Source organism: Kosakonia oryzendophytica (assembly GCF_027886705.1).
GTDB classification, from domain to species: Bacteria; Pseudomonadota; Gammaproteobacteria; order Enterobacterales; family Enterobacteriaceae; genus Kosakonia; species Kosakonia oryzendophytica.
Genome location: NZ_CP115659.1, coordinates 4,368,275 through 4,390,304 on the forward strand (window position 1 = coordinate 4,368,275; position 22,030 = coordinate 4,390,304).

Genomic DNA, 22,030 nt, shown 5'->3' on the forward strand with positions numbered 1-22,030 from the left:
TCGAAAAAAAAGCCCGCACTGTTCAGGTGCGGGCTTTTTTCTGTGTTTCCTGTACGCGTCAGCCCGCACCGTTACCTGTGGTAATGGTGATGGTTGTAATGGTGATAATCGTGCTGATGCGTGTCATGGATGTTGTGTGCTCTGTCATTGTTATCTGTCTGTGCTGTATCCTCTATTGGTTAAAGTATCTGCCTGCTTAAGTCAATTTATTTTTCATTTTGGTTGTTTTTTAAACAGTTGCAACTACGCTAAAACTTGATTACCAAACAACCTGTTCAGACCAGGACGGCCTTCTCTCGCAGTGACTTTAACTATAAAATAAACTTATCACAGCAGCTTACTCGGTCAATTTTTTTTCAATATCATGGAGCAATCGATGCAACATGGCAGTGTCGCGTTGTGCCAGCAGCCCCAGACGTTGATCCAGCCAGTCGGCCATTTTGATATCGTCCGCAACCGCTAATTTTTCCAGCAAAGCATGTACCCGTAATCGCAGCGCCCGCAGTTGATTACCATCAACCTGGGCTGCTCCTTCAGGAGCATGTTGCATTAACGACGCTAATTGATAGCAGTAAACCATCACCGCCTGCCCCAGATTAAGGGAAGGATAATCCGCCACCATGGGCACACCGGTTAAAATATCCGCCAATGCCAGCTCTTCATTTGTCAGCCCCGAATCTTCCCGCCCGAAAACCAGCGCCGCGGTGCTAAGCCATGTGCTTTTTTCTTCTAAAAGCGGAACCAGTTCCACAGGCGTCGCGTAGTAATGGAACTTTGCTCTGCTGCGCGCAGTGGTCGCAATCGTAAACGAAACATCGGCCAGCGCGTCGGCCAGTGTCGAATAAGTTCTAGCATTATCAAGGATATCGCCAGAGCCGTGCGCAACACGGCGCGCGCCCTCCTGTCTGTGCGCATCGCTGTCGACAATACGTAAGTCGCTAAACCCCATGGTTTTCATCGCCCGGGCTGCCGCACCGACATTTTCGGCTCGGGCAGGGGAAACAAGCACAACTGCCAGCTTCATTTGACCTTCTCTGTTTTACTGAAGTCACGCGTCAATATATGACCAATGTCAGCATATTACGCGTCACGAATTTACAATTTTGTAACAGGAATCACTGATTTAGCCCCTGATAACGGTTAAAAAAAGCTAAACTGTGTACGCGTGATATTACCTGCTAAGATGTTAACAGAAGGGACTTATCCCTATGTTTATTCATGGCATTTTAATACAGGTTCTTGCCATAGTGTTGGATTCGTCGTGTTTATCAATTAATATTCGCAACTAGTTGGTTTATTGTAGAATTGTAATAAACGCTAGCAATTAGCTATCATGATTTCGCTAAACTGTTAACGTGCTACAATTGAACTTGATATATGTCAACGAAGCGTAGTTTTATTGGGTGTCATTTACGTCTTAGCCTGTTATGTTGCTGTTAAAATGGTTAGGATGACAGCCGTTTTTGACACTGTCGGGTTCAGAGGGATAGTACCCACGACCAAGCTAATGATGTTGTTGACGTTGATGGAAAGTGCATCAAGAACGCAATACGTACTTTAGTCATGTTACGCCGTCATGTTAATTTTCTACATGCACTAGGCTGGTCAGGGACTTTTGTACTTCCTGTTTCGATTTAGTTGGCAATTTAGGTAGCAAACATGCAGACCCCGCACATTCTTATTGTTGAAGACGAGTTGGTAACACGCAACACGTTAAAAAGCATTTTCGAAGCAGAAGGCTACGATGTCTTTGAAGCGACTGATGGCGCTGAAATGCATCAGATCCTTTCGGACAATGATATCAATCTGGTGATTATGGATATCAACCTGCCAGGCAAAAACGGCCTGCTGCTGGCGCGTGAATTACGCGAACAAGCGGATGTGGCGCTGATGTTCCTGACAGGGCGTGATAACGAAGTCGATAAAATTCTGGGCCTCGAAATTGGTGCAGACGACTACATCACCAAACCGTTCAACCCACGCGAACTGACTATCCGTGCGCGCAATCTGCTGTCCCGTACCATGAACCTGGGCACGGTTAGCGAAGAACGCCGCAGCGTCGATAGCTACAAATTCAATGGCTGGGAACTGGATATCAACAGCCGTTCGCTGGTCAGCCCGAACGGTGAGCAGTATAAGCTGCCGCGCAGCGAATTCCGCGCGATGCTGCACTTCTGCGAAAATCCTGGCAAAATTCAGTCCCGCGCAGAACTGCTGAAAAAAATGACCGGTCGCGAGCTGAAACCGCACGACCGTACTGTGGATGTGACCATTCGTCGCATTCGCAAACATTTTGAATCGACCCCGGATACGCCGGAAATCATCGCCACCATCCATGGCGAAGGTTACCGTTTCTGCGGCGATTTGCAGGAATAAGTGAATAAAGACGAAAAAGCGGCGCTCAGCGCCGCTTTTTTTATTTCCAGATACGTAATGCGTCTTCAGCATCCGCGACAGGCTCATTCGTCTTTTTTCTGCCCGCCGACAACCTGTACCAGTCGAGTTTACGCGTCAGGAACATTACCGTGCTTAGCGCCACAAACAAGACGCCTGTGCCAAGCAGTAGCGCGTTATCCTCTGAATTCAGTAACCCCCACATCACACCATCCAGCAATAGCAGCGCAGCGGTAAACAGTAAACTGGCGCGCCAGCTTCGCATCACACCCTGCAGATAGATCCCATTCAGCAATGCGCCAAGAAGGCTGGCAATGATCCAGGCGAGCGTAAATCCGGTATGTTCAGACAAGGCCAGCAGCACCAGATAGAACATCACCAGCGACAGCCCAACCAGCATGTACTGCATGGGGTGCATCTGCCGCGCGGTTAAGCTTTCAAAAACAAAGAACGCAAGAAATGTCAGTACAATCAATAACACGGCATACTTCACAGCCCTGTCAGTTAATTGGTACTGATCCGCTGGTGTGGCGATATTGACGCTAAATGCAGGCAGAACCCAGTCGTTGCTGGCGGCAAGCCTGATGTTATCGCGCACTTTACTGTCCAGATTGTTGGCAAACCAGCTACTTTGCCAGTGTGCCTGAAAACCACTGGCGCTCACTTCCCGTTTTTCAGGCAGGAAATCGCCCATAAACCCCGGATGCGGCCAGTCGCTATTCAGCGTCATTTCACTGTTACGGCCCAATGGCACTACCGAGAACGCGCCAGTGCCGCTCAGATTAAGGGACATTGACAGTTGCAGGGGTTTATTCACGCTTTCCACCGCAAGCGGCATATGGATCCCTTGCAACTCACTCATCAACCCGGTTCCGGGTTCCACGCTCAGCGCCTCGCCGTTCAGGCGGGTGGTATGTATCTGACCAATTCCCCGGGCATCGCTAACGGCTAATACCATAAACGGCTCACCCAGGGTGATGTTCTCGCCGGGCTTTATATCCAACCGCTTTGGGTCAAACTCTGCTTTGATATCTATCTCGTTATGCCAGATTTGCCCGTCGTAGATACCAATTTTGCGCGTTTCGACCTGCTGCGTGCCGTTGACCATCAGCGACTCCGGCAACCACATGCGTATATAACTGTGCTTACGACGCACCTCTTTTGGCGCATCTTTATCGCCAGCGCTTTCCATTGAAATTACAGTTTCCGTTACCGGAACAGCAATCAAGGGGCCAATCAATTTCTGCGCGCCGGCACTGCTTTGGCGCAGCGTATCTGTCACGTCATTACGGTAGTTCGCGCGCTCACCGATCAGACTGCTGAGCATTGTCAGCGGAATCAGCAGAACACAGAAGCAACCCGCGAGGGTTAACATTTTCCAGAACAGGGGGGATTTCAACATAGCCTTCTCCTTTGTGATGTACGCAGAGTAGCGAGGCTATGTGTGAAGGATTTGAAGTTATGTGAAGTGAGGGTGAAGTGTCAGCCGGGCTTCGCAACCGCCTTGTGCACGATTCGACACAATAATCTCACCGTGATGCAAACGGGTGACTTCCCGAACAAATGCCAGCCCGAGGCCGCTGCTTTTCTGCCCATTTTCCCGTGGCAATGAGTAAAAACGCTCAAACACGCGCGTCAGCGCATACTCCGGAATACCTGAACCACTGTCACTGACTGAGAGCACCCGCGCCGCACCCTCATCGCTGGCACGAAGCGTCACCACACCGCCGGCTGGCGTGAAGTCAATAGCGTTATCCAGCAGATTACCCAGCGCCTGTGCCAGTAATTCGCTATCTCCCGCCACCTGGACATTTCCCGGCTCGCAGTGAAGCGTCAATCCTTTCGCAGCAAGCGCGACACTGCGCTGCTCCTGTAACTGGCGAAATAACGTGTCCACATCAACAGGCATAAACGCAATTTCCAGGCGATTTTCCAGCTTGGCCTGATGCAGCAGTTTTTCCACCAGGTGCTGCATACGTGCGTTTTGCCGCAGGATATTGTCGGTAAAACGCAACGCGACATCGGGCGGCGGCCCCTCACGCAGAATCTCCGCCGCGCCACGAATGGCCGCCAACGGGCTTTTAAGCTCGTGCGTCAGTGCATAAATATAGTGTTCAATGTAATTTTTACCTTCCAGCTTCACACGCATGCTTTCCAGCGCCTGCGCCAGCTTGCGTAGCTCACTGCTGCCCAACTCCGGCAGTGGAACCGGACGATCCTCCGTTACAGAATCAGCATAACGCGCCAGTTTGCCAATGGAACGATTGATCCACCACACCATCACCGCGCCAATCAGCAATGCAATCCCCAACAACGCGCCACCGGCCCATAAGATCCGTCGCTCGCTGCGTTTGATCACCGGATCCATTGCACTGTTAGGCTTGCCGACACTAACAACACCGATAATCCGCCCCCCATCGCTCACCGGTGCGGCAACATACATCACCGCACTTTGCGGCTCGCCAGCGACAGCCTGCGAACTGCGCGCACCATATTGCCCACGCAGCGTAAGCCAGACATCATTCCAGCGGGAATAATCCTCGCCTAATGCTTTCCCGGCCGAATCAAACACCACACGCCCCGCAGCATCGGTCATATAAACGTGGTACTCATTGCGGACTTTATGGATACCGCTGATATGGGCATTGATCGGATGATGATTGAGGGTTGAGAACGCCTGCGCCAGTCTGCCATCTTGTGCATGGCCGGTACGCAGATCCTCACGGGCAAGTTCCGCCAGCAACGTCGCGGTATCAATGAGCGTACCTTCCGTTGCACGGCGCACACCGGGTTTGATCTCCTGAACAAAAATCGACAACACGAACCACGCCGCCACCGCAACGATAAGAAAGTAGCCCAGCAGCAAACGCATGCCTATACGCATCAGCGGATCCCCAGGCTATAGCCCATACCACGATGCGTATTGATCGGATTACTTTCCGGATTGATAGCACGTAATTTGGCGCGCAGCGTCTTGATATGGGTATCGACGGTGCGATCAAAACTCTCCTGCGCGTCGCTCCATACCTGATCCATTAACTGCTGGCGGGAGAAAACGCGCCCGGGCGCCAGGAGCAACGTTTTTAACAACAGAAATTCATAGCGCGTCAGCAGCAAAGGTTCACCACACCAGCGAATCAGCGCGGCGGCTTCATCAAGTTCAAACTGCCCTACCCGCAACATATCGCTGTGCAGCGTCGACTTTTGCAGCCTGCGCAGTACGGTACGCACCCTGGCGCAGACCTCCCGTGGAGAAAAGGGTTTCGCGATGTAATCATCCGCGCCCATCTCCAGCCCCAGCAGTTTATCCACCTCATCACTGCGAGCCGTCAGGAACAACACCGGTAGCGCTGGCGCATGCGCCAGAAGCCGCCGACACAATTCGAAACCGCTGATATCCGGCAGGCCAACATCCAGAATAACCAGATCCGGTAACCGCTGTGCTGCGGCATCAAGAACCGGCAGTCCACGCTCAAAGGCGGTGACGCTAAACCCATCTTGTTGCAACATGTAAATGAGCGTTTCAGCGATGCTGATTTCATCTTCTACCAGCCAGATCAGCGGTTGCACTCCAGGCATTCTGTTACTTACTCCATGGCATGATCGGTACCGCGCTCAATGCATTTTTCGGCGAGCCTTCCACCACTTTATCGGAATAGGCTAAATAGGCCAAAGTGTTACGTTTCTCATCATAGAAGCGCACAACCTGCAATTTCTTGAACACCAGCGACGTACGCTTCTGGAAAACCACGTCGCCCTGCGCCTTGCCGCTCTTAATTTTATCCGTCAGCTCAACCGGCCCTACCTGCTGGCAAGAGATCGCAGCATCGGAGGTATCTTCCGCCAGCCCCAGGCCGCCTTTGATACCGCCAGTTTTCGCCCGGCTGATATAGCAGGTTACGTTTTTCACGTCCGGATCATCAAATGCCTCAACCACGATCTTATGATCGGGGCCAAACATTTTGAAGACGGTATCCACCGATCCAATCTGTTCTGCGTGTGCGCCACTCAGCGTCGTCAACAACAATGCAGGAACTATTAACTTTGTGTATTTCATATTGTTACCATTTTTGAATATTACGTTACGTAACTATTCATCTTTATGATGAGAATTCGTTTGAAGATCACCAATTTACAAAATTTATGATGAAAATCAGTCACAATGCGCATCAGTGCACAAAAAAAACACTGAATGCTAAAGCAAAAAAAACCCGCTATCATCCGTCCCTTGTATCAAGCGTTAACCGCTGTTTTAAGGAAGAGGATATTATATGGATCAGGCTGGGATCATTCGCGACTTACTTGCCTGGCTGGAAGGCCATCTGGATCAGCCCTTGTCTTTAGACAATGTGGCGGCAAAAGCAGGTTATTCCAAGTGGCATTTGCAAAGGATGTTCAAAGACGTAACGGGCCATGCCATCGGTGCGTATATCCGTGCACGTCGTTTGTCGAAGTCTGCCGTTGCGCTGCGTCTTACCGCCCGCCCAATCCTGGATATAGCTCTACAATACCGCTTTGATTCACAACAAACTTTTACCCGAGCCTTCAAAAAACAGTTTGCCGTTACGCCGGCACTTTACCGCCGTTCGCCAGACTGGAGTGCTTTTGGCATCCGCCCGCCAATGCGTCTGGGGGAATTTGCCCTGCCGAAGCATGAATTCGTTACGCTGCCACCGATGCACCTGATTGGTACAACACAGAGTTATACCTGTTCATTGGAAGAGATCTCTGATTTCCGTAATCAGATGCGTATTCAGTTCTGGCGTGACTTTTTAAGTAACTCTCCGACCATCCCGTCTGAGTTGTACGGCCTGCATGAACCGCGCCCGAGCCTGGAAAAAGATGACGAACAGGAAGTGTTTTACACAACAGCGCTAACACCGGAGATGGCGAACGGGCATTTGAATAACGCCGAACCTGTGCTGCTGGAAGGCGGCGATTATGTCGCGTTTTCCTACGAAGGCTCCCCAGACGGCGTACAGGCATTTATCCTGACGGTGTATGGCACCTGTATGCCAATGCTCAACCTTACGCGCCGCAAAGGGCAGGATATTGAGCACTTTTATCCGCAGCATGATGGCAGCGAGAGCGACCGCGAGCCGCCAGCGCACATCCGCTGCGAGTTTCTGGTGCCTATTCGCCGCTAACGCTGCAACTCATCCAGCGCGGGAGCGTCCAGATGCGAGACGTCTCCTGCGGTTTCCACCACCCATCCGGATGCCAGCCACGGGCTTTGCTGATAATCGATACGGGAAATGGAGCAGTTGCGCAGACGCAAACGGCGTTCAGCCCAGGCAGGAAGCCCAAGGATTGTACTGACCAGACAGCCCAACGCCATACCGTGACTGACCAGCATCGGGCGGCTGCCTTCCGGCAGTTCGAGGCAGTTTGCCAGCGCCGCATGCATGCGGTCACTTAACTCCTGCATAGACTCACCATCAGGAATACGACCATCCGCTGTGCCATTCACCAGTTGGCGACGCCAGCTCTCTTCTTCTTCCGTCAGGGATTCGATGTGGCGACGCTCCAGCACGCCCATATCCAGCTCGCGTAAGCGCGGCTCAAGCGTGACTCCGCAGCCACAAACATCAGCGATAATTTCAGCCGTACGACGCGTTCGACCCAGGTCGCTGGCGATGATGTGGGTGATGCCTAACGCTTTGGCGCGCTCAGCCACCTGCCGGGCCTGCTGCTCCCCTTTGTCGGTTAACGGACTGTCAGACTGGCCTTGAATACGACGCTCGGCGTTCCACTGCGTTTCACCGTGGCGAACAAGGTATACCTGTAACATGCTTTTTTATCCATTATACTGCGATGAATTTATTCTCTGAGGAAGGCCTCTGCCCGGAGTAAAGAACGCGTCTCGTTTCGGACAAGCCAAGTATAGATTATGCACCATGTTGTCTCAGCTACCACCAATCCCGCAAAAATTCGGGCGATTCTGCACGCTTTTAACGAGATCTTCGGGGAGGGATCCTGCCATATTGAGTCCGTCTCCGTCGATAGTGGCGTCCCGGAACAGCCGTTTGGCAGTGACGAAACGCGGGCTGGCGCACGAAATCGTGTTACCAACGCGCGGCAAATCCGACCCGAAGCGGATTTTTGGGTTGCCATTGAAGCCGGTATAGACGGCGACAGCACCTTTAGCTGGGTGGTGATTGAAAATCATCACCAGCGCGGAGAAGCCCGCTCGGCTACGCTTCCGTTACCGGCGGTGATCCTGGAGAAAGTACGAGCAGGAGAAGCGTTGGGACCGGTGATGTCACACCACACAGGCATCGATGAAATTGGCCGTAAGGACGGCGCGATCGGCGTGTTCACCGCCGGGAAACTGACCCGCGCGAGCGTCTACCACCAGGCGGTGATCCTCGCGCTCAGCCCGTTTCACAATGCGATTTACCGTTGACCGTTCAGTAAGGTCTCTTCCAGCCACAAACGTAAATCCGCTGGCGCGGCCTTCAGGCTGTTCGATCCACGGGTAATCGTCGCGATGCCCGCACCGAGTTCGGATTTCAGCTCACGCTGGCTCATCTCACCACGCAGCAGCTCTTCGATAATCCGTACTCGGGTGCCCAATGCTTCACGCTCGTCCGGTGTAAGCATCAGATTAAGCAACGGAATATGCAGATCCTTCTCATAAGACTGCCGGACCAGTTCAACAAAACGCAGCCACTCCTGGTTGCGTTGCTCGGCCATTGCTGCTGAATAAGGGGATTGCTGAGTCATAATTTACCGCCACTCTCAGGGTTCAGTGCTGTGTACTCTTAAGCGAGTACACAGCATAGCATAAACCACAGAAATCAGTAACGGCGCTGCCATTCAGCATCACTGAACACAGCAGGCTTTCTCTCACCCATAAAGAAACGATAGTACGCATCATAGGCGAGGACGTTTTTCACATAGCTACGGGTTTCAGAAAACGGAATGCTTTCAACAAACGCCACCGCATCCAATTTCCCGCCACTGTTGTTCAACCAGCTACGCACACGTCCAGGTCCGGCGTTATACGCGGCAGAGGAGAAAATACGGTTATTACCAAACTGCTGATAAACATATTGCAGATAGCTGGTACCGATATTGATATTGGTTTCCGGATCAAAGAGCTGACTGGCATTACTGTACCCTGGAATGTTGAACATCTTCACCGTGTGCGTTGCGGTACCAGGCATAAGTTGCATCAGACCGCTGGCCCCGACTGGCGAACGTGCTGCGGGGTTCCACGCGCTTTCCTGGCGCGAAATTGCCATCGCATAGCTCTGGGTGATCCCTTTGCCGCGGGTGTAACGGGCATAAAGATCGCTGTAGGCCAGCGGGAAACGCTCTTCCAGATGATCCCACAGTTTGCCAGCAATGGTGGCCTGCACGCTGAGATCCCACCAGTGCTGATTAAACGCGTAACGCGCCAGTTGCGCCTGCTCCTGTTGGTTGCGGCTGGTCACCAGATTGGCCCACTCGCTACGGGCAGTATTATCCAGCCCCCAGTACATTAGCTCACGCACGCGCGCCATTTCCGCGCCCTGGACCAACGCGGGATCGGGGTTACCCGGTGCCTTATCCACCTGCAACGGATAATCCTCACCCAGACGCTGAGCAGCGGCCATCGGGTAGAAGCCACGCTGCTGCATTAGTGCGTGCAGGATCTCTTTGGCCTCCGTGTCTCGCCCGCGTTCAAGCAACAGATCCGCCTGCCAGTATCGCCATTCATCTTTCTCTTTCGCCTCCATCGGCAAACGGGAAAGCCAGGTATTGAGCCCACGGCGGTCGCCATCGCCAATTGCCATACGCACGCGCCGTTCGAGCAGCGAAATGGATTGCGAACGCATGATTGCATCATCGCGCCAGCGTGCCTGATCGCTGGTGACGTCATTGCCCATTAAGCGCCAGGCGACAATATCGCGCAAAGTCTGGGTTTGTTCGTCGTTTAACTGTTGCGCCTGCACCAGCGACGGGATCATCAACCGGGCATTCTCCACATCCTGGCGCGCTACACTTTCAAAAGCTTCCGCCGCCATCTGGCGCGTAAAATCGGTCGCGCCGGTTGTACGGGCAAAATCCATCACCGTACCGGGATCGTTGGCCAGATTAATGATCGCCGTTGAGATAGTCTGATAGTCCGACGGCATCTGTCCGGCCAACAGTGTGACCAGTTTAGTATTGCCTGCTTTCATCGCCAGACGAATGCGTTCCAGGAACGCTAGCGGATCCTGAGCACCCGAGGCTCGCCACGCGCCAAAAAGCGAGTCACAGGCATTCGGCTGGCTTTTGCCGGTCAGCCACAACTCTTTTGCTCCGGCCCAGGCCTCTTCCGCCTGACCGGTGCTCCATTTAGCAAAGTAGTAGTTACACTGCGCCTCAGTGGTGGTCGGTTTTTCCGGGCTGAACGCCAGCAGTCCTCGCCAGTCCTGGCGGCGGGCCAGTTCATTGACAAAGCGGGACTTCAGCGCACGCGCCGCCGGTAACGTGGGGTTAGCCTGCACAAAATTGGAGACGGTGATCGCGGGCTGATTCATCAGATCATCAGTGATCTGGCGATATTCAAGATAGGGGTACAACGGATAGGCCTTCAGCGTCGGCAGCAGTTGCTGCACCACATCCATCTGTTTGTTATCCCACGCAGTTTTGATCTGCGCGTAGCGATTACGTTGTTCATCCAGTGAATCCGCACGCGCCGCATTGCTGAGGGACAGCAAACAAACGCAGGCCGCCGCAAATCGCCAGGCGGTATGTTTAGCTCTCTGCACAGCTCTTTCCTCTTATTCTCTCTTAGTGGCAGCGTCATGCCGCGTCATGATGTAATGCTAACCGGGCAGGCCTTAACGCGCCATGTTCCGAACACTTTTTTACCTTTCTCACGGGATTTAACACTCCGGGCTTAGCTGGCTGGGCTTAAGCGTCGAAAACGGCTACACTCCGCTGTTGAATACTCCTTCTATGACGATAAAAAGAGGCGAAGTCCAACGTGGCTCAATTCGTATATACCATGCATCGTGTCGGCAAAGTTGTCCCGCCGAAACGTCATATTCTGAAAAATATCTCGCTAAGCTTCTTCCCTGGCGCAAAAATCGGCGTGCTGGGTCTTAACGGCGCCGGTAAATCTACCCTGCTGCGCATCATGGCCGGCATCGACACAGACATTGAAGGCGAAGCCCGTCCGCAGCCGGGAATCAAGATCGGCTATTTGCCGCAAGAGCCGCAACTTAACCCGGAACAGACGGTACGTGAATCTGTAGAAGAAGCTGTGGCTGAAGTGGTTAACGCGCTGAAAGGTCTGGATGAGGTGTATGCCAAATACGCTGAGCCGGATGCTGACTTCGATAAGCTTGCCGCACAGCAAGGGAAATTTGAAGAGATTATCCAGGCGCACGACGGCCATAATCTGAATGTGCAGCTTGAACGCGCCGCAGACGCGCTGCGTCTGCCGGACTGGGATGCGAAAATTGCCAACCTCTCCGGGGGTGAACGCCGCCGCGTGGCACTGTGCCGTCTGCTGCTGGAAAAGCCGGACATGCTGCTGCTTGACGAACCCACCAACCACCTGGATGCGGAATCCGTGGCCTGGCTGGAACGCTTCCTGCACGACTTCGAAGGTACCGTGGTGGCGATCACCCACGACCGTTACTTCCTTGATAACGTTGCAGGCTGGATCCTTGAACTGGACCGCGGCGAAGGGATTCCGTGGGAAGGCAACTACTCCTCCTGGCTGGAACAAAAAGATCAGCGTCTGGCGCAGGAAGCTTCTCAGGAAGCGGCGCGCCGCAAATCCATTGAGAAAGAGCTGGAGTGGGTTCGCCAGGGTACGAAAGGCCGTCAGTCGAAGGGCAAAGCCCGTCTGGCGCGCTTTGAAGAGCTTAACAATACCGAATACCAGAAACGTAACGAAACCAACGAACTGTTTATTCCACCAGGACCGCGTCTGGGCGACAAAGTGGTGGAAGTCAGCAACCTCAGCAAATCCTACGGCGATCGTCAGCTGATTGATAATCTGTCGTTCTCCGTACCCAAAGGGGCCATTGTCGGCATTATCGGTCCGAACGGTGCGGGTAAATCGACACTGTTCCGTATGATGTCAGGTCAGGAGCAGCCAGACAGTGGCAGCATCACCCTGGGTGATACGGTAAAACTGGCGTCGGTGGATCAGTTCCGTGATGCGATGGACAACAGCAAAACCGTATGGGAAGAAGTCTCAGGCGGGCTGGATATCATGCGTATCGGCAACACCGAAATGCCAAGCCGCGCCTATGTTGGTCGCTTCAACTTCAAAGGCACCGATCAGGGCAAACGCGTAGGTGAGCTGTCAGGGGGTGAGCGCGGTCGTCTGCATCTGGCGAAACTGCTGCAGGTTGGCGGCAACGTTCTGCTGCTCGATGAACCGACTAACGACCTGGATATTGAAACCCTGCGCGCGCTGGAAAACGCCCTGCTCGAGTTCCCGGGCTGTGCGATGGTTATCTCGCACGACCGCTGGTTCCTCGACCGCATTGCGACCCATATTCTTGATTATCAGGATGAGGGTAAAGTGGAGTTCTTTGAAGGTAACTTCACCGAATACGAAGAGTACAAGAAACGTACGCTGGGCGCAGACGCGCTGGAGCCGAAACGAATGAAGTACAAACGTATCGCGAAATAAATCTGATGGGGCTACGGCCCCATCAGCTTTTTCACCAGTTCAACGCATTGCAGGAAGCGCGAATCGTAATCCGCTTCTTCCACCCGCACAAAATCAATGTTGTTTTCCCGCAGCATCGACACCAGCATATCCTGGAACTCTTTACGATCCACCGAACTGCCAAGGCTGCGTAGCCCATCATTAACCCACGGCGTATTGTTCTCCAGCAGGATCACCAGGTCGAAACGGTATTCATCAATCAGCGCCTGAACAAACGGATGCTCGCGCCCTTCATATTTTTTGCAGAACGCCTGCGTAGTGACAAAATCGGTGTCAATAAACGCCACTTTATTCGCATATTTTACTGCAAAATCAATGTACTGAGCGTGCCCCAGCGCAATCTTGTCGTAATCGGAATATTGTAAAGCGATTTCATCGCCGCCGAGATGCGAGAACACATAATCGCGGCCAAATTCCCATGCGCTGGTGGTGTTGAAAATATTGGCGAGCTTATTCACCAGCGTCGATTTCCCACTGGATTCACCACCGAGGATCGCCACCGTACGCACGAAGAACGGCTTCACCTCCGTTGGGATATATTCCCAGTAGCGGAACGGGTTCTCGCGGATCAGCGAGCCGCTGATATTCATAAAGGTACGCTTAGGATCCACCAGCACCGCTTCAATGCCCAGATGCTGCAAGTACTGCGGCGCATCCGCCTCTTCTGAGGTGTAAATCCAGTTCGGCGTAATACCTTTCCCGGCCATAAACGCCTTAATACCCTTACTCCAGACATCCCAGCCGTGGGGATACGGCTCCATGCCCTCTTCATTGAAGGCATGAATACGAATGTTTTTCTGGTACTTAAAGGTCTGCAATAACCAGCGCAGACGGTCACTTACCGTCGGCTGCTGCGACATTGCGCTGTCTTCAAACAACTCGCGATCGCGGGTGTCATCATAGCCAAGGATGATATGTAACTCATCGACCTGGCTACAGGCACGCTGGATCAGGTAGATGTGCCCGGTATGAAGCGGATAAAATTTGCCGAACACCACGCCGATATTCTTCTCACGACGGGGAAATTCAAGGTCGAGAAAGCGGTGTAATGCTTCCAGCTTTTGCGCGCTGGGGCTTTTAATCTTGGCGTTCAGCAACTGGCTCAAATAGCCTTTGGTCATACCGCTGGCATCCGCCACCTGTTGTAACGTGCAGCCTTTCTGACGAATGGCGTTTTTTAAGTAGTCAAATGACGACATTATTGCCTCCTGCAAAAATCATTAGCCAATTATAAGTCGTCAAAGACGCTTAACGCATCCGCCAGCTTCTTCACACCGAAAATCTGCATCCCTTCCGGCATTTTTTTCGGCACATTCGCCGCCGGAACGATGGCGCGGCGGAAACCATGCTTGGCGGCTTCCGAAATACGCTCCTGGCCGCTTGGCACCGGGCGGATCTCACCGGCCAGCCCCACTTCGCCAAACACCACCAAATCCTGCGGCAGCGGTCTGTCGCGCAGACTGGAAACCATCGCCAGCAATAGTGCAAGGTCAGCACTGGTTTCGGTGACCTTCACCCCACCAACAACGTTCACAAACACGTCCTGATCCGCCATCTGCAACCCACCGTGACGATGCAGCACCGCCAGCAGGATCGCCAGACGGTTTTGTTCCAGACCTACTGCAACCCGCCGGGGATTTGACATCATTGAGTGATCCACCAGCGCCTGAATCTCTACCAATAGCGGACGGGTACCTTCCCACACCACCATCACAGAGCTGCCGGAAGTCACCTCATCGCCACGACTGAGGAAAATGGCCGAGGGATTGCTCACTTCGCGCAACCCCTGCTCGGTCATGGCGAACACACCCAGTTCATTAACCGCGCCAAAACGGTTTTTGTGGCTACGCAGCGTACGGAAACGGGAATCCGCATCACCGTCAAGCAGTACCGAACAGTCGATGCAGTGCTCCAGCACTTTCGGTCCCGCCAGGGAACCGTCTTTCGTCACATGGCCGACCATCACAATCGCCACGCCGCGTGTTTTAGCGAACCGCGTCAGGTAAGCCGCTGTTTCACGCACCTGCGCGACACTGCCCGGCGATGACTGGATATCCGCCATATGCATGACCTGAATGGAGTCGATCACCATCAGTTTCGGCTGCTCTTCCTCTGCGATCATGCAGATTTGCTCGATACTGGTTTCCGACAACATATTCAGGTTGGCCGTCGGTAATCCAAGTCGGTGAGCACGCATCGCCACCTGTTGCAGTGACTCTTCACCCGTGACATACAGCGTTTTCATCTGTTCGGCGAGTTTGCACAACGTCTGCAACAGCAGCGTGGACTTGCCCGCGCCAGGGTTTCCGCCAATCAGGATAGCGCTGCCGGGCACAACGCCACCGCCGAGCACACGGTCAAACTCTTTAAAACCGGTAGAGAAGCGCGGCAGCTCTTCAAGGCTGATATCGGCAAGTTTTTGCACTTTCGATACGCCCGCACTGCCGGCATAGCCAGCGAGACGCTCATTGCGCGCCACGGTGGGCGACGCAGCAACACGTATTTCCGTAATGGTGTTCCAGGCATGACAGGCACTGCACTGCCCCTGCCAGCGCGGGTAATCTGCACCGCATTCATTACAGACAAACGCGCGTTTCGGAGCTTTCGCCACACTCACCTCTATTTCTTATTGATACTGCCGGAAAGAATACAGAATACGCCCATCAGATCCGCGTGACGGATGGTAATTTCCGCCTTTTCATTCACCTTTGGCTTGGCATGAAAAGCAATACCCAACCCGGCGGCTTTGATCATCGGCAGATCGTTCGCTCCATCGCCAATCGCGACCGTCTGCGCCGTTGGGATCTCGTGCTCTTCCGCCAGGCGTTTCAGGGTTCTGGCTTTATATTGCGCATCGACGATGTCCCCCAGCACCTGGCCGGTAAATTTGCCGTCCATGATCTCCAGTTCGTTCGCCACTGCCGCCGTCAGGCGCAGTTTGTCGCGCAGATAATCCGCAAAAAAAGTAAAACCGCCGGAGGCGATCGCCACTTTCCAGCCCAGCGTTTCCAGCTTCAACACCAGTTGCACCAACCCCGGCATCAGCGGCAGTTTTTCGCGGACCTGCAACAGAATATTGGCATCCGCACCTTTCAGCGTTGCCACGCGGCTGCGCAGGCTGGCGGTAAAATCCAGCTCGCCGCGCATCGCGCGCTCGGTGACTTCCGCCACCATTTCACCCGTTCCTGCCAGTTTGGCGATTTCATCAATACACTCAATCTGGATCGCGGTGGAATCCATATCCATCACCAGCAGCCCAGGCGAGCGCAAGTGCGGGATTTTCCCCAGCGGCGCAACGTCCATGCCTTCATCGTGCGCCAGTCGGGAAGCGCGCGGCGTTAATGATCCTGCCAGTCGGATCACCTGGTAATCTTCCACATCCCAGGCCGCGACGATCACCATGGCGGCACCCAGTTTACGCTGGTAGGTTGTCAGGCGTTGTTTGTCCAGATGACGCCCATACAGAAGCCAGCCGCTACGACCAGCATGATAGTCCAGAGGCATAACCTCATCACCACTTAAAGAGAGCGGCAATCCCGGCCACTGAGAAACATCATCGGGCAGATCGCACCAGGTCAAACTGTTCGGCATTAAAGCTCCTGTAAAAACGTTCGCGCCAGAAAGCATCGGAGGGGAAAATAACGCATGAGGCTACCTTGTAACCAGCGCTTCTGGCAACATTAAGCCTTAAATTTTCAACAGGTGGAATATGGCTCGCGCAAAACTTAAATTTCGACTGCACCGCGCAGTGACAGTGCTGATCTGTCTGGCGTTACTGGTGGCGCTCATGCAGGGCGCGTCCTGGTTCAGTCAAAACCACCAACGCCAGCGTAACCCGCAGCTTGAAGAGCTGGCGAGAACGCTGGCGCGCCAGGTGACGCTCAATCTCGCGCCGTTGATGCGCACCGAAACCCCGGATGAAAAACGCATCGGCATCGTGCTGCATCAGTTAACCGAAGAGAGCCGCATCCTTGATGCGGGCGTATACGATGCCGAAGGCGATCTGGTTGCACGTTCCGGCGAAAGCATTGATGTCCGCGACCGACTGGCGCTGGATGGCAAAAAAGCGGGCGGTTACTTTAATCAACAGATCGTCGAACCCATTCAGGGTAAAAGCGGTCCTCTGGGCTACCTGCGCCTGACGCTGGATACGCACACGCTGGCGACCGAGGCGAAACAGGTGGATAACACCACCAATATTCTGCGCCTGATGCTACTACTCTCGCTGGCGATTGGTGTGATTCTGGCGCGCACCTTATTACAGGGTAAACGCACCCGCTGGCAGCAATCGCCGTTCTTGCTGACGGCGAACAAATCCGTACCGGAAGAAGAAGAACCCGAAAAGAAAGAGTAGTGGTCCGCCTCCGGTAAGATAACTGAATGTTACAGAAAGGAAATCTGCTATGTCGACGCTTCGTCTGCTCATCTCTGACTCTTATGATCCCTGGTTCAACCTGGCGGTTGAAGAGTGCATCTTCCGTCAGATGCCCGCCACGCAGCGGGTGCTGTTCCTGTGGCGTAATGCCGATACGGTGGTGATCGGGCGGGCGCAAAACCCGTGGAAAGAGTGCAATACCCGGCGCATGGAAGAAGACAACGTGCGCCTGGCGCGTCGTAGCAGCGGCGGCGGTGCGGTGTTCCACGATTTGGGGAATACCTGCTTTACCTTTATGGCCGGGAAACCGGAATACGATAAAACTATCTCTACGGCGATCGTGCTCAATGCGTTGAATTCGCTTGGTATCGTGGCGGAGGCTTCCGGGCGCAACGATCTGGTTGTCAAAACCGCAGAAGGCGACCGCAAGGTCTCTGGATCTGCATACCGCGAAACCAAAGACAGGGGTTTCCACCACGGTACCCTGCTGTTAAATGCCGATCTCAGTCGTCTGGCTAACTATCTGAATCCGGACAAAAAAAAGCTGCAAGCCAAAGGTATCACCTCCGTGCGCGGGCGTGTGGCGAACCTGGTGGATCTGCTGCCAGGCATTACCCACGAGCAAATTTGCGACGCGGTGACAGAGGCGTTTTTTGCTCACTACGGTGAGCGTGTAGACGCGGAGATTATCTCGCCGGATAAAACGCCGGATCTGCCCAATTTCGCCGAAACCTTCGCACGCCAGAGCAGTTGGGAGTGGAACTTTGGCCAGGCTCCCGCATTTAGCCATCTGCTGGATGAGCGTTTTAGCTGGGGCGGTGTGGAGTTGCATTTTGACGTTGAGAAAGGCCACATCACTCGCACGCAGGTGTTTACCGACAGCCTGAACCCGGCACCGCTGGAAGCGCTGGCTGCGCGTTTACAGGGCTGCCTGTACCGGGCGGACATGCTGGCGCAGGAGTGTGACGCACTGTTGGTGGATTTCCCGGAACAGGAACAGGAGCTACGCCAGCTTTCGGCGTGGATTGCCAGCGCGGTGCGTTAACAGCCCCCGACAGTGGTGAATGCGCATGAACAGTTTCGTGAAGAGATAAAAAAGGGCAGAGAACCTGCCCTTAGAAGAGAAACTTACGCCTTGTCGCCCAGCAGGACAGATTCCAGCGCAATTTTGATCATATCGTTGAAGGTCGTCTGACGCTCAGCAGAAGAGGTCTGCTCATGAGTACGGATATGGTCGGAAACGGTGCAGATAGTCAGCGCTTTCGCCCCGAACTCCGCCGCCACGCCGTAGATACCCGCAGCTTCCATTTCTACGCCCAGCACGCCATATTTTTCCATCACGTCGAACATTTCACCGTCCGGCGAGTAGAACAGATCGGCGGAAAACAGGTTGCCCACGCGCGCATCTACGCCCAGCGCTTTTGCTGCATCGACGGCATTACGCACCATGTCGAAATCAGCGATCGCGGCAAAGTCATGATCTTTGAAACGAATGCGGTTCACTTTGGAATCCGTGCATGCACCCATCCCGATCACCACATCACGCAATTTCACGTCCATACGCACCGCACCGCAGGAACCCACGCGGATGATTTTCTTCACACCGAACTCAGTGATCAGCTCTTTGGTATAAATAGAGCAGGACGGAATGCCCATACCGTGGCCCATCACGGAGATTTTGCGGCCTTTATAGGTACCGGTATAACCCAGCATGCCGCGCACGTTGTTCACTTCGCGGTAGTCTTCGAGGAACGTCTCGGCAATGTGTTTTGCGCGCAGCGGGTCGCCCGGCATCAACACTACGTCAGCGAAATCGCCCATTTCTGCATTAATATGTGGGGTAGCCATCGTCAATTCCTTTATGTCGTTGTCGTTAAAGCAGCAAGGGCGGGAATATCCCGCCCAAAATCATCAGAACATGGCCTTGCCATATTCCATATCAGACACACCGAAGTATTTCGCCAGCGTCTGGCCAATGTCCGCAAACGTTTCGCGGTGACCCAGCGAGCCAGGTTTCACTTTCGGACCGTAAACCAGTACCGGAATGTGCTCACGGGTATGATCGGTACCTTTCCAGGTCGGATCGCAACCGTGGTCCGCCGTCAGGATCAGGATATCGTCTTCGCCAACCAGCTCCATCAGTTCCGGCAAACGACGGTCGAACAGCTCCAGACCACCCGCATAACCGGCGACATCGCGACGATGGCCCCATGATGAGTCAAAATCAACGAAGTTAGTAAAGACGATGGTCTTATCACCTGCGTCTTTCATCTCTTTCACGGTTGCGTCAAACAGGGCATCCAGCCCGGTGGCTTTCACTTTTTTCGTAATGCCGCAGTTGGCATAGATGTCGGCAATTTTGCCAACGGAAACCACATGGCCCGCTTTCTCATCCACCAGTTTTTGCAGCACGGTGGCTGACGGTGGTTCCACCGCGAGATCATGACGGTTACCAGTGCGCTGGAAGTTACCCGCTTTATCACCAATAAACGGACGCGCAATCACACGACCAATGTTATAGCCGCCTTCGGTCAGCTCTTCACGGGCAATTTCACACAGTTCATACAGTTTATCGAGACCAAAGGTCTCTTCATGGCAAGCAATCTGGAACACCGAGTCCGCCGAGGTGTAGAAAATCGGTTTGCCGGTTTTCATGTGCTCTTCACCCAGTTGATCGAGGATCACCGTACCGGAAGAGTGGCAGTTGCCGAGATAACCTGGCAGGTTAGCGCGCGCCACCAGTTTATCCAGCAGTTCCTGCGGGAAGCTGTTTTCGGTGTCGCTAAAGTAACCCCAGTCAAACAGCACCGGCACACCGGCGATTTCCCAGTGACCAGACGGCGTATCTTTACCGGAAGAGAGTTCGTGCGCCCAGGCATAAGCCCCGACGATTTCCGCACTGGCGTCCATCCCAGCAGGGATAAAACCCGTTGCCCCTTCATGTGCCTTTGCCAGGCCCAGGCGGGTAAGGTTGGGTAAGTTCAGCGGACCTTTACGTCCGGTGTCGGCTTCCCCTTTAGCACAGACTTCAGCAATATGACCGAGGGTATCGGAACCCACGTCGCCAAAGCGATCCGCGTCTTCAGTCGCGCCGATGCCGAATGAGTCCAGCACCATAATAAATGCACGTTTCATATGTTCTCCGTACCTTGTGCTTTGTAAAAAAGCGATCAGATCAGTATATCGCTATTCGGTGATGCGGCGATAGACCGTCGGTGTCTCTTTTGGCGCACTGTCGCCAATCACAATCGCGGCTTTAACGGCTTGTGCCGCATCCTGCCAGCTTGCTTCGTCTTTTGCATGAATCACTGCCAGCGGTCGCTGGCCATCCACGCGCTCGCCCAAACGGGCCATCTCTGTAAAGCCAACGCTGTAATCGATGCTGTCTGTAGCCTGGCGACGACCGCCGCCCATCGACACCACCGCCATGCCCAGCGCGCGGGTATCCATGGCGCTGATAAACCCTTCATCTTCGGCATAAACCGCTTTGCTCAGCGTCGCGGTCGGCAGGTATTTGGCGTAATTTTCCACGAAATCGACCGGGCCTTTCTGTGCGGCAACCATGCGGCCAAATACCTCCGCAGCTTTGCCGTTATCCAGCACCGTCTGCAACTTCGCCCGCGCCTCGGCATCGTCTTTCGCCAGTTTGCCGGAGATCAGCATCTCCACGCACAGCGCCATCGTCACATCAAACAGTCGTGGATTGCGATATTCACCGGTCAGGAACTGCACGGCTTCGCGCACTTCCACTGCGTTACCCGCACTGGACGCCAGCACCTGATTCATATCGGTCAGCAGCGCAGTCGTTCGCACGCCAGCGCCATTGGCTACGCCCACGATCGCCTCCGCCAGTTGTTCGGAAAGGGCATATGTCGGCATAAATGCGCCGCTGCCAACTTTCACATCCATGACCAGCGCATCCAGGCTTTCTGCCAGTTTTTTGGCCAGAATCGATGCCGTGATCAACGGAATAGAGTCCACCGTCGCGGTAATGTCGCGGGTGGCATAAAAACGTTTATCCGCCGGCGCAAGGGAGTTGGTCTGCCCGATGATCGCTACACCAACCTCTTTGATGATGTCCCGGAAGCGCTGGTCGTCCGGGAAGATGTCAAACCCCGGAATGGCTTCCAGTTTGTCGAGCGTGCCACCAGTATGGCCCAGGCCGCGCCCGGAGATCATCGGAATATAGCCACCGCAGGCCGCCACCATGGGGCCGAGCATCAACGATGTCACGTCGCCAACACCGCCGGTGGAGTGCTTGTCGACCACCGGACCGTTGAGATCAAGCTGTTTCCAATCCAGAACGGTGCCCGAATCCCGCATCGCCATGGTCAGCGACACGCGTTCCGGCATGGTCATATCGTGGAAGAAAATGGTCATGGCGAGGGCGGCAATCTGCCCTTCGGAAACGGTGTTATCGCGAATTCCGTTGATAAAGAAACGGATTTCTTCATCACTCAGCGCGAGACCATCGCGTTTTTTTCGAATAATTTCTTGAGCGAGAAACATGGTACCCCCTGAGGAATGAGAGGACCGGGCCACGGAACCGGCCCGGCGAAATACAGGTTTGGTCAACCTGATAAGCGAAGCGCCAT

The 22,030-nt window shown here is 53.9% G+C and carries 21 protein-coding genes, 1 pseudogene and 1 other annotated feature; of the genes and pseudogenes, 6 read left to right on the forward strand and 16 right to left on the reverse strand.

The genetic code is table 11. From position 1 onward, the window contains the following. Window positions 1-2 precede the first annotated feature (2 nt). Window positions 3-120 (reverse strand) — a sequence feature (Thr leader region). The 3 genes and pseudogenes from thrL to yjjY all read right to left on the reverse strand — a co-directional run bounded on the left by thrL (window position 59) and on the right by yjjY (window position 1,565). After that, entirely contained in the window at window positions 59-127 is a 69-nt protein-coding gene (thrL, locus tag O9K67_RS21015; RefSeq protein WP_134319007.1) for a thr operon leader peptide, read from the reverse strand. It overlaps the preceding feature by 62 nt. Before the next feature lie 210 nt (window positions 128-337). Beyond that, window positions 338-1,024 (reverse strand): tRNA/rRNA methyltransferase, encoded by a 687-nt coding sequence (locus O9K67_RS21020; protein WP_061497837.1) that lies wholly within the window; start codon window positions 1,022-1,024, stop codon window positions 338-340. Window positions 1,025-1,425: 401 nt separating this feature from the next. Next, a pseudogene (yjjY, locus tag O9K67_RS21025) lies at window positions 1,426-1,565 on the reverse strand (YjjY family protein). A gap of 94 nt (window positions 1,566-1,659) precedes the next feature. On the opposite strand from yjjY, the gene arcA reads away from it, so the two are divergent. Beyond that, window positions 1,660-2,376 carry a two-component system response regulator ArcA gene (arcA, locus tag O9K67_RS21030; protein WP_061497839.1) on the forward strand — a complete coding sequence of 239 codons (717 nt, stop codon included), beginning with the start codon at window positions 1,660-1,662 and terminating at the stop codon, window positions 2,374-2,376. 40 nt (window positions 2,377-2,416) lie between these two features. On the opposite strand, the gene creD is transcribed toward arcA, so the two are convergent. From creD to creA, 4 genes are read right to left on the reverse strand one after another with little or no spacing between them, the layout of a single operon-like run. Continuing rightward, on the reverse strand, window positions 2,417-3,796 hold the full coding sequence (gene creD / locus O9K67_RS21035) for a cell envelope integrity protein CreD (protein ID WP_061497841.1): 1,380 nt from the start codon (window positions 3,794-3,796) through the stop codon (window positions 2,417-2,419). 57 nt (window positions 3,797-3,853) lie between these two features. Beyond that, entirely contained in the window at window positions 3,854-5,278 is a 1,425-nt protein-coding gene (creC, locus tag O9K67_RS21040; protein WP_061497846.1) for a two-component system sensor histidine kinase CreC, read from the reverse strand. Further along, on the reverse strand, window positions 5,278-5,973 hold the full coding sequence (gene creB / locus O9K67_RS21045; protein WP_061497848.1) for a two-component system response regulator CreB: 696 nt from the start codon (window positions 5,971-5,973) through the stop codon (window positions 5,278-5,280). The genes creC and creB overlap by 1 nt, the downstream gene beginning before the upstream one ends. Window positions 5,974-5,977: 4 nt before the next feature. After that, window positions 5,978-6,451 carry a protein CreA gene (gene creA, locus O9K67_RS21050; protein ID WP_061497856.1) on the reverse strand — a complete coding sequence of 158 codons (474 nt, stop codon included), beginning with the start codon at window positions 6,449-6,451 and terminating at the stop codon, window positions 5,978-5,980. A 214-nt stretch (window positions 6,452-6,665) separates the two neighbouring features. On the opposite strand from creA, the gene robA reads away from it, so the two are divergent. After that, complete coding sequence (gene robA, locus O9K67_RS21055; protein WP_061497858.1) at window positions 6,666-7,541, forward strand: MDR efflux pump AcrAB transcriptional activator RobA; 876 nt, start codon at window positions 6,666-6,668, stop codon at window positions 7,539-7,541. Here robA and gpmB read toward each other — a convergent pair. Beyond that, window positions 7,538-8,185 (reverse strand): 2,3-diphosphoglycerate-dependent phosphoglycerate mutase GpmB, encoded by a 648-nt coding sequence (gene gpmB / locus O9K67_RS21060; RefSeq protein ID WP_061497859.1) that lies wholly within the window; start codon window positions 8,183-8,185, stop codon window positions 7,538-7,540. The two genes, robA and gpmB, sit on opposite strands and share 4 nt — an antisense overlap. A 99-nt stretch (window positions 8,186-8,284) precedes the next feature. On the opposite strand from gpmB, the gene yjjX reads away from it, so the two are divergent. Then, window positions 8,285-8,800, forward strand: a complete 516-nt coding sequence (yjjX, locus tag O9K67_RS21065) for an inosine/xanthosine triphosphatase (protein ID WP_061497860.1) — start codon at window positions 8,285-8,287, stop codon at window positions 8,798-8,800. Here the strand turns inward: yjjX and trpR are convergent. Together trpR and sltY are read right to left on the reverse strand one after the other, a co-directional pair. After that, the gene (gene trpR, locus O9K67_RS21070; RefSeq protein WP_061497861.1) at window positions 8,791-9,120 is read right to left on the reverse strand and encodes a trp operon repressor; all 330 of its coding nucleotides are present in this window, start codon (window positions 9,118-9,120) and stop codon (window positions 8,791-8,793) included. The genes yjjX and trpR overlap by 10 nt on opposite strands. A gap of 74 nt (window positions 9,121-9,194) precedes the next feature. Beyond that, window positions 9,195-11,135 (reverse strand): murein transglycosylase, encoded by a 1,941-nt coding sequence (gene sltY, locus O9K67_RS21075; protein ID WP_061497864.1) that lies wholly within the window; start codon window positions 11,133-11,135, stop codon window positions 9,195-9,197. A 218-nt stretch (window positions 11,136-11,353) separates the two neighbouring features. On the opposite strand from sltY, the gene ettA reads away from it, so the two are divergent. Continuing rightward, on the forward strand, window positions 11,354-13,021 hold the full coding sequence (ettA, locus tag O9K67_RS21080; RefSeq protein ID WP_071890613.1) for an energy-dependent translational throttle protein EttA: 1,668 nt from the start codon (window positions 11,354-11,356) through the stop codon (window positions 13,019-13,021). A gap of 11 nt (window positions 13,022-13,032) precedes the next feature. On the opposite strand, the gene nadR is transcribed toward ettA, so the two are convergent. From nadR to serB, 3 genes are read right to left on the reverse strand one after another with little or no spacing between them, the layout of a single operon-like run. Further along, a complete protein-coding gene (gene nadR, locus O9K67_RS21085) occupies window positions 13,033-14,259 on the reverse strand; it encodes a multifunctional transcriptional regulator/nicotinamide-nucleotide adenylyltransferase/ribosylnicotinamide kinase NadR (RefSeq protein WP_061497868.1) in 1,227 nt (408 codons plus the stop codon). Between the two features lie 29 nt (window positions 14,260-14,288). Further along, complete coding sequence (gene radA, locus O9K67_RS21090) at window positions 14,289-15,671, reverse strand: DNA repair protein RadA (protein ID WP_061500194.1); 1,383 nt, start codon at window positions 15,669-15,671, stop codon at window positions 14,289-14,291. 8 nt (window positions 15,672-15,679) lie between these two features. Next, window positions 15,680-16,651, reverse strand: a complete 972-nt coding sequence (serB, locus tag O9K67_RS21095; protein WP_061497870.1) for a phosphoserine phosphatase — start codon at window positions 16,649-16,651, stop codon at window positions 15,680-15,682. Window positions 16,652-16,769: 118 nt separating this feature from the next. Between serB and O9K67_RS21100 the strand changes: the two genes are divergently transcribed. Together O9K67_RS21100 and lplA are read left to right on the forward strand one after the other, a co-directional pair. Further along, complete coding sequence (locus tag O9K67_RS21100; RefSeq protein ID WP_061497872.1) at window positions 16,770-17,414, forward strand: YtjB family periplasmic protein; 645 nt, start codon at window positions 16,770-16,772, stop codon at window positions 17,412-17,414. A 49-nt stretch (window positions 17,415-17,463) separates the two neighbouring features. Beyond that, window positions 17,464-18,480 (forward strand): lipoate--protein ligase LplA, encoded by a 1,017-nt coding sequence (gene lplA / locus O9K67_RS21105; protein ID WP_061497874.1) that lies wholly within the window; start codon window positions 17,464-17,466, stop codon window positions 18,478-18,480. Window positions 18,481-18,563: 83 nt separating this feature from the next. Here lplA and deoD read toward each other — a convergent pair whose 3' ends face one another. The 3 genes from deoD to deoA all read right to left on the reverse strand — a co-directional run bounded on the left by deoD (window position 18,564) and on the right by deoA (window position 21,944). After that, window positions 18,564-19,283, reverse strand: coding sequence for a purine-nucleoside phosphorylase (gene deoD / locus O9K67_RS21110; protein ID WP_061497876.1), 720 nt, complete (start codon window positions 19,281-19,283; stop codon window positions 18,564-18,566). A 63-nt stretch (window positions 19,284-19,346) separates the two neighbouring features. Continuing rightward, complete coding sequence (gene deoB, locus O9K67_RS21115; RefSeq protein ID WP_061497878.1) at window positions 19,347-20,570, reverse strand: phosphopentomutase; 1,224 nt, start codon at window positions 20,568-20,570, stop codon at window positions 19,347-19,349. A gap of 51 nt (window positions 20,571-20,621) precedes the next feature. Then, window positions 20,622-21,944 (reverse strand): thymidine phosphorylase, encoded by a 1,323-nt coding sequence (deoA, locus tag O9K67_RS21120; RefSeq protein WP_061497880.1) that lies wholly within the window; start codon window positions 21,942-21,944, stop codon window positions 20,622-20,624. Window positions 21,945-22,030: the final 86 nt, after the last annotated feature.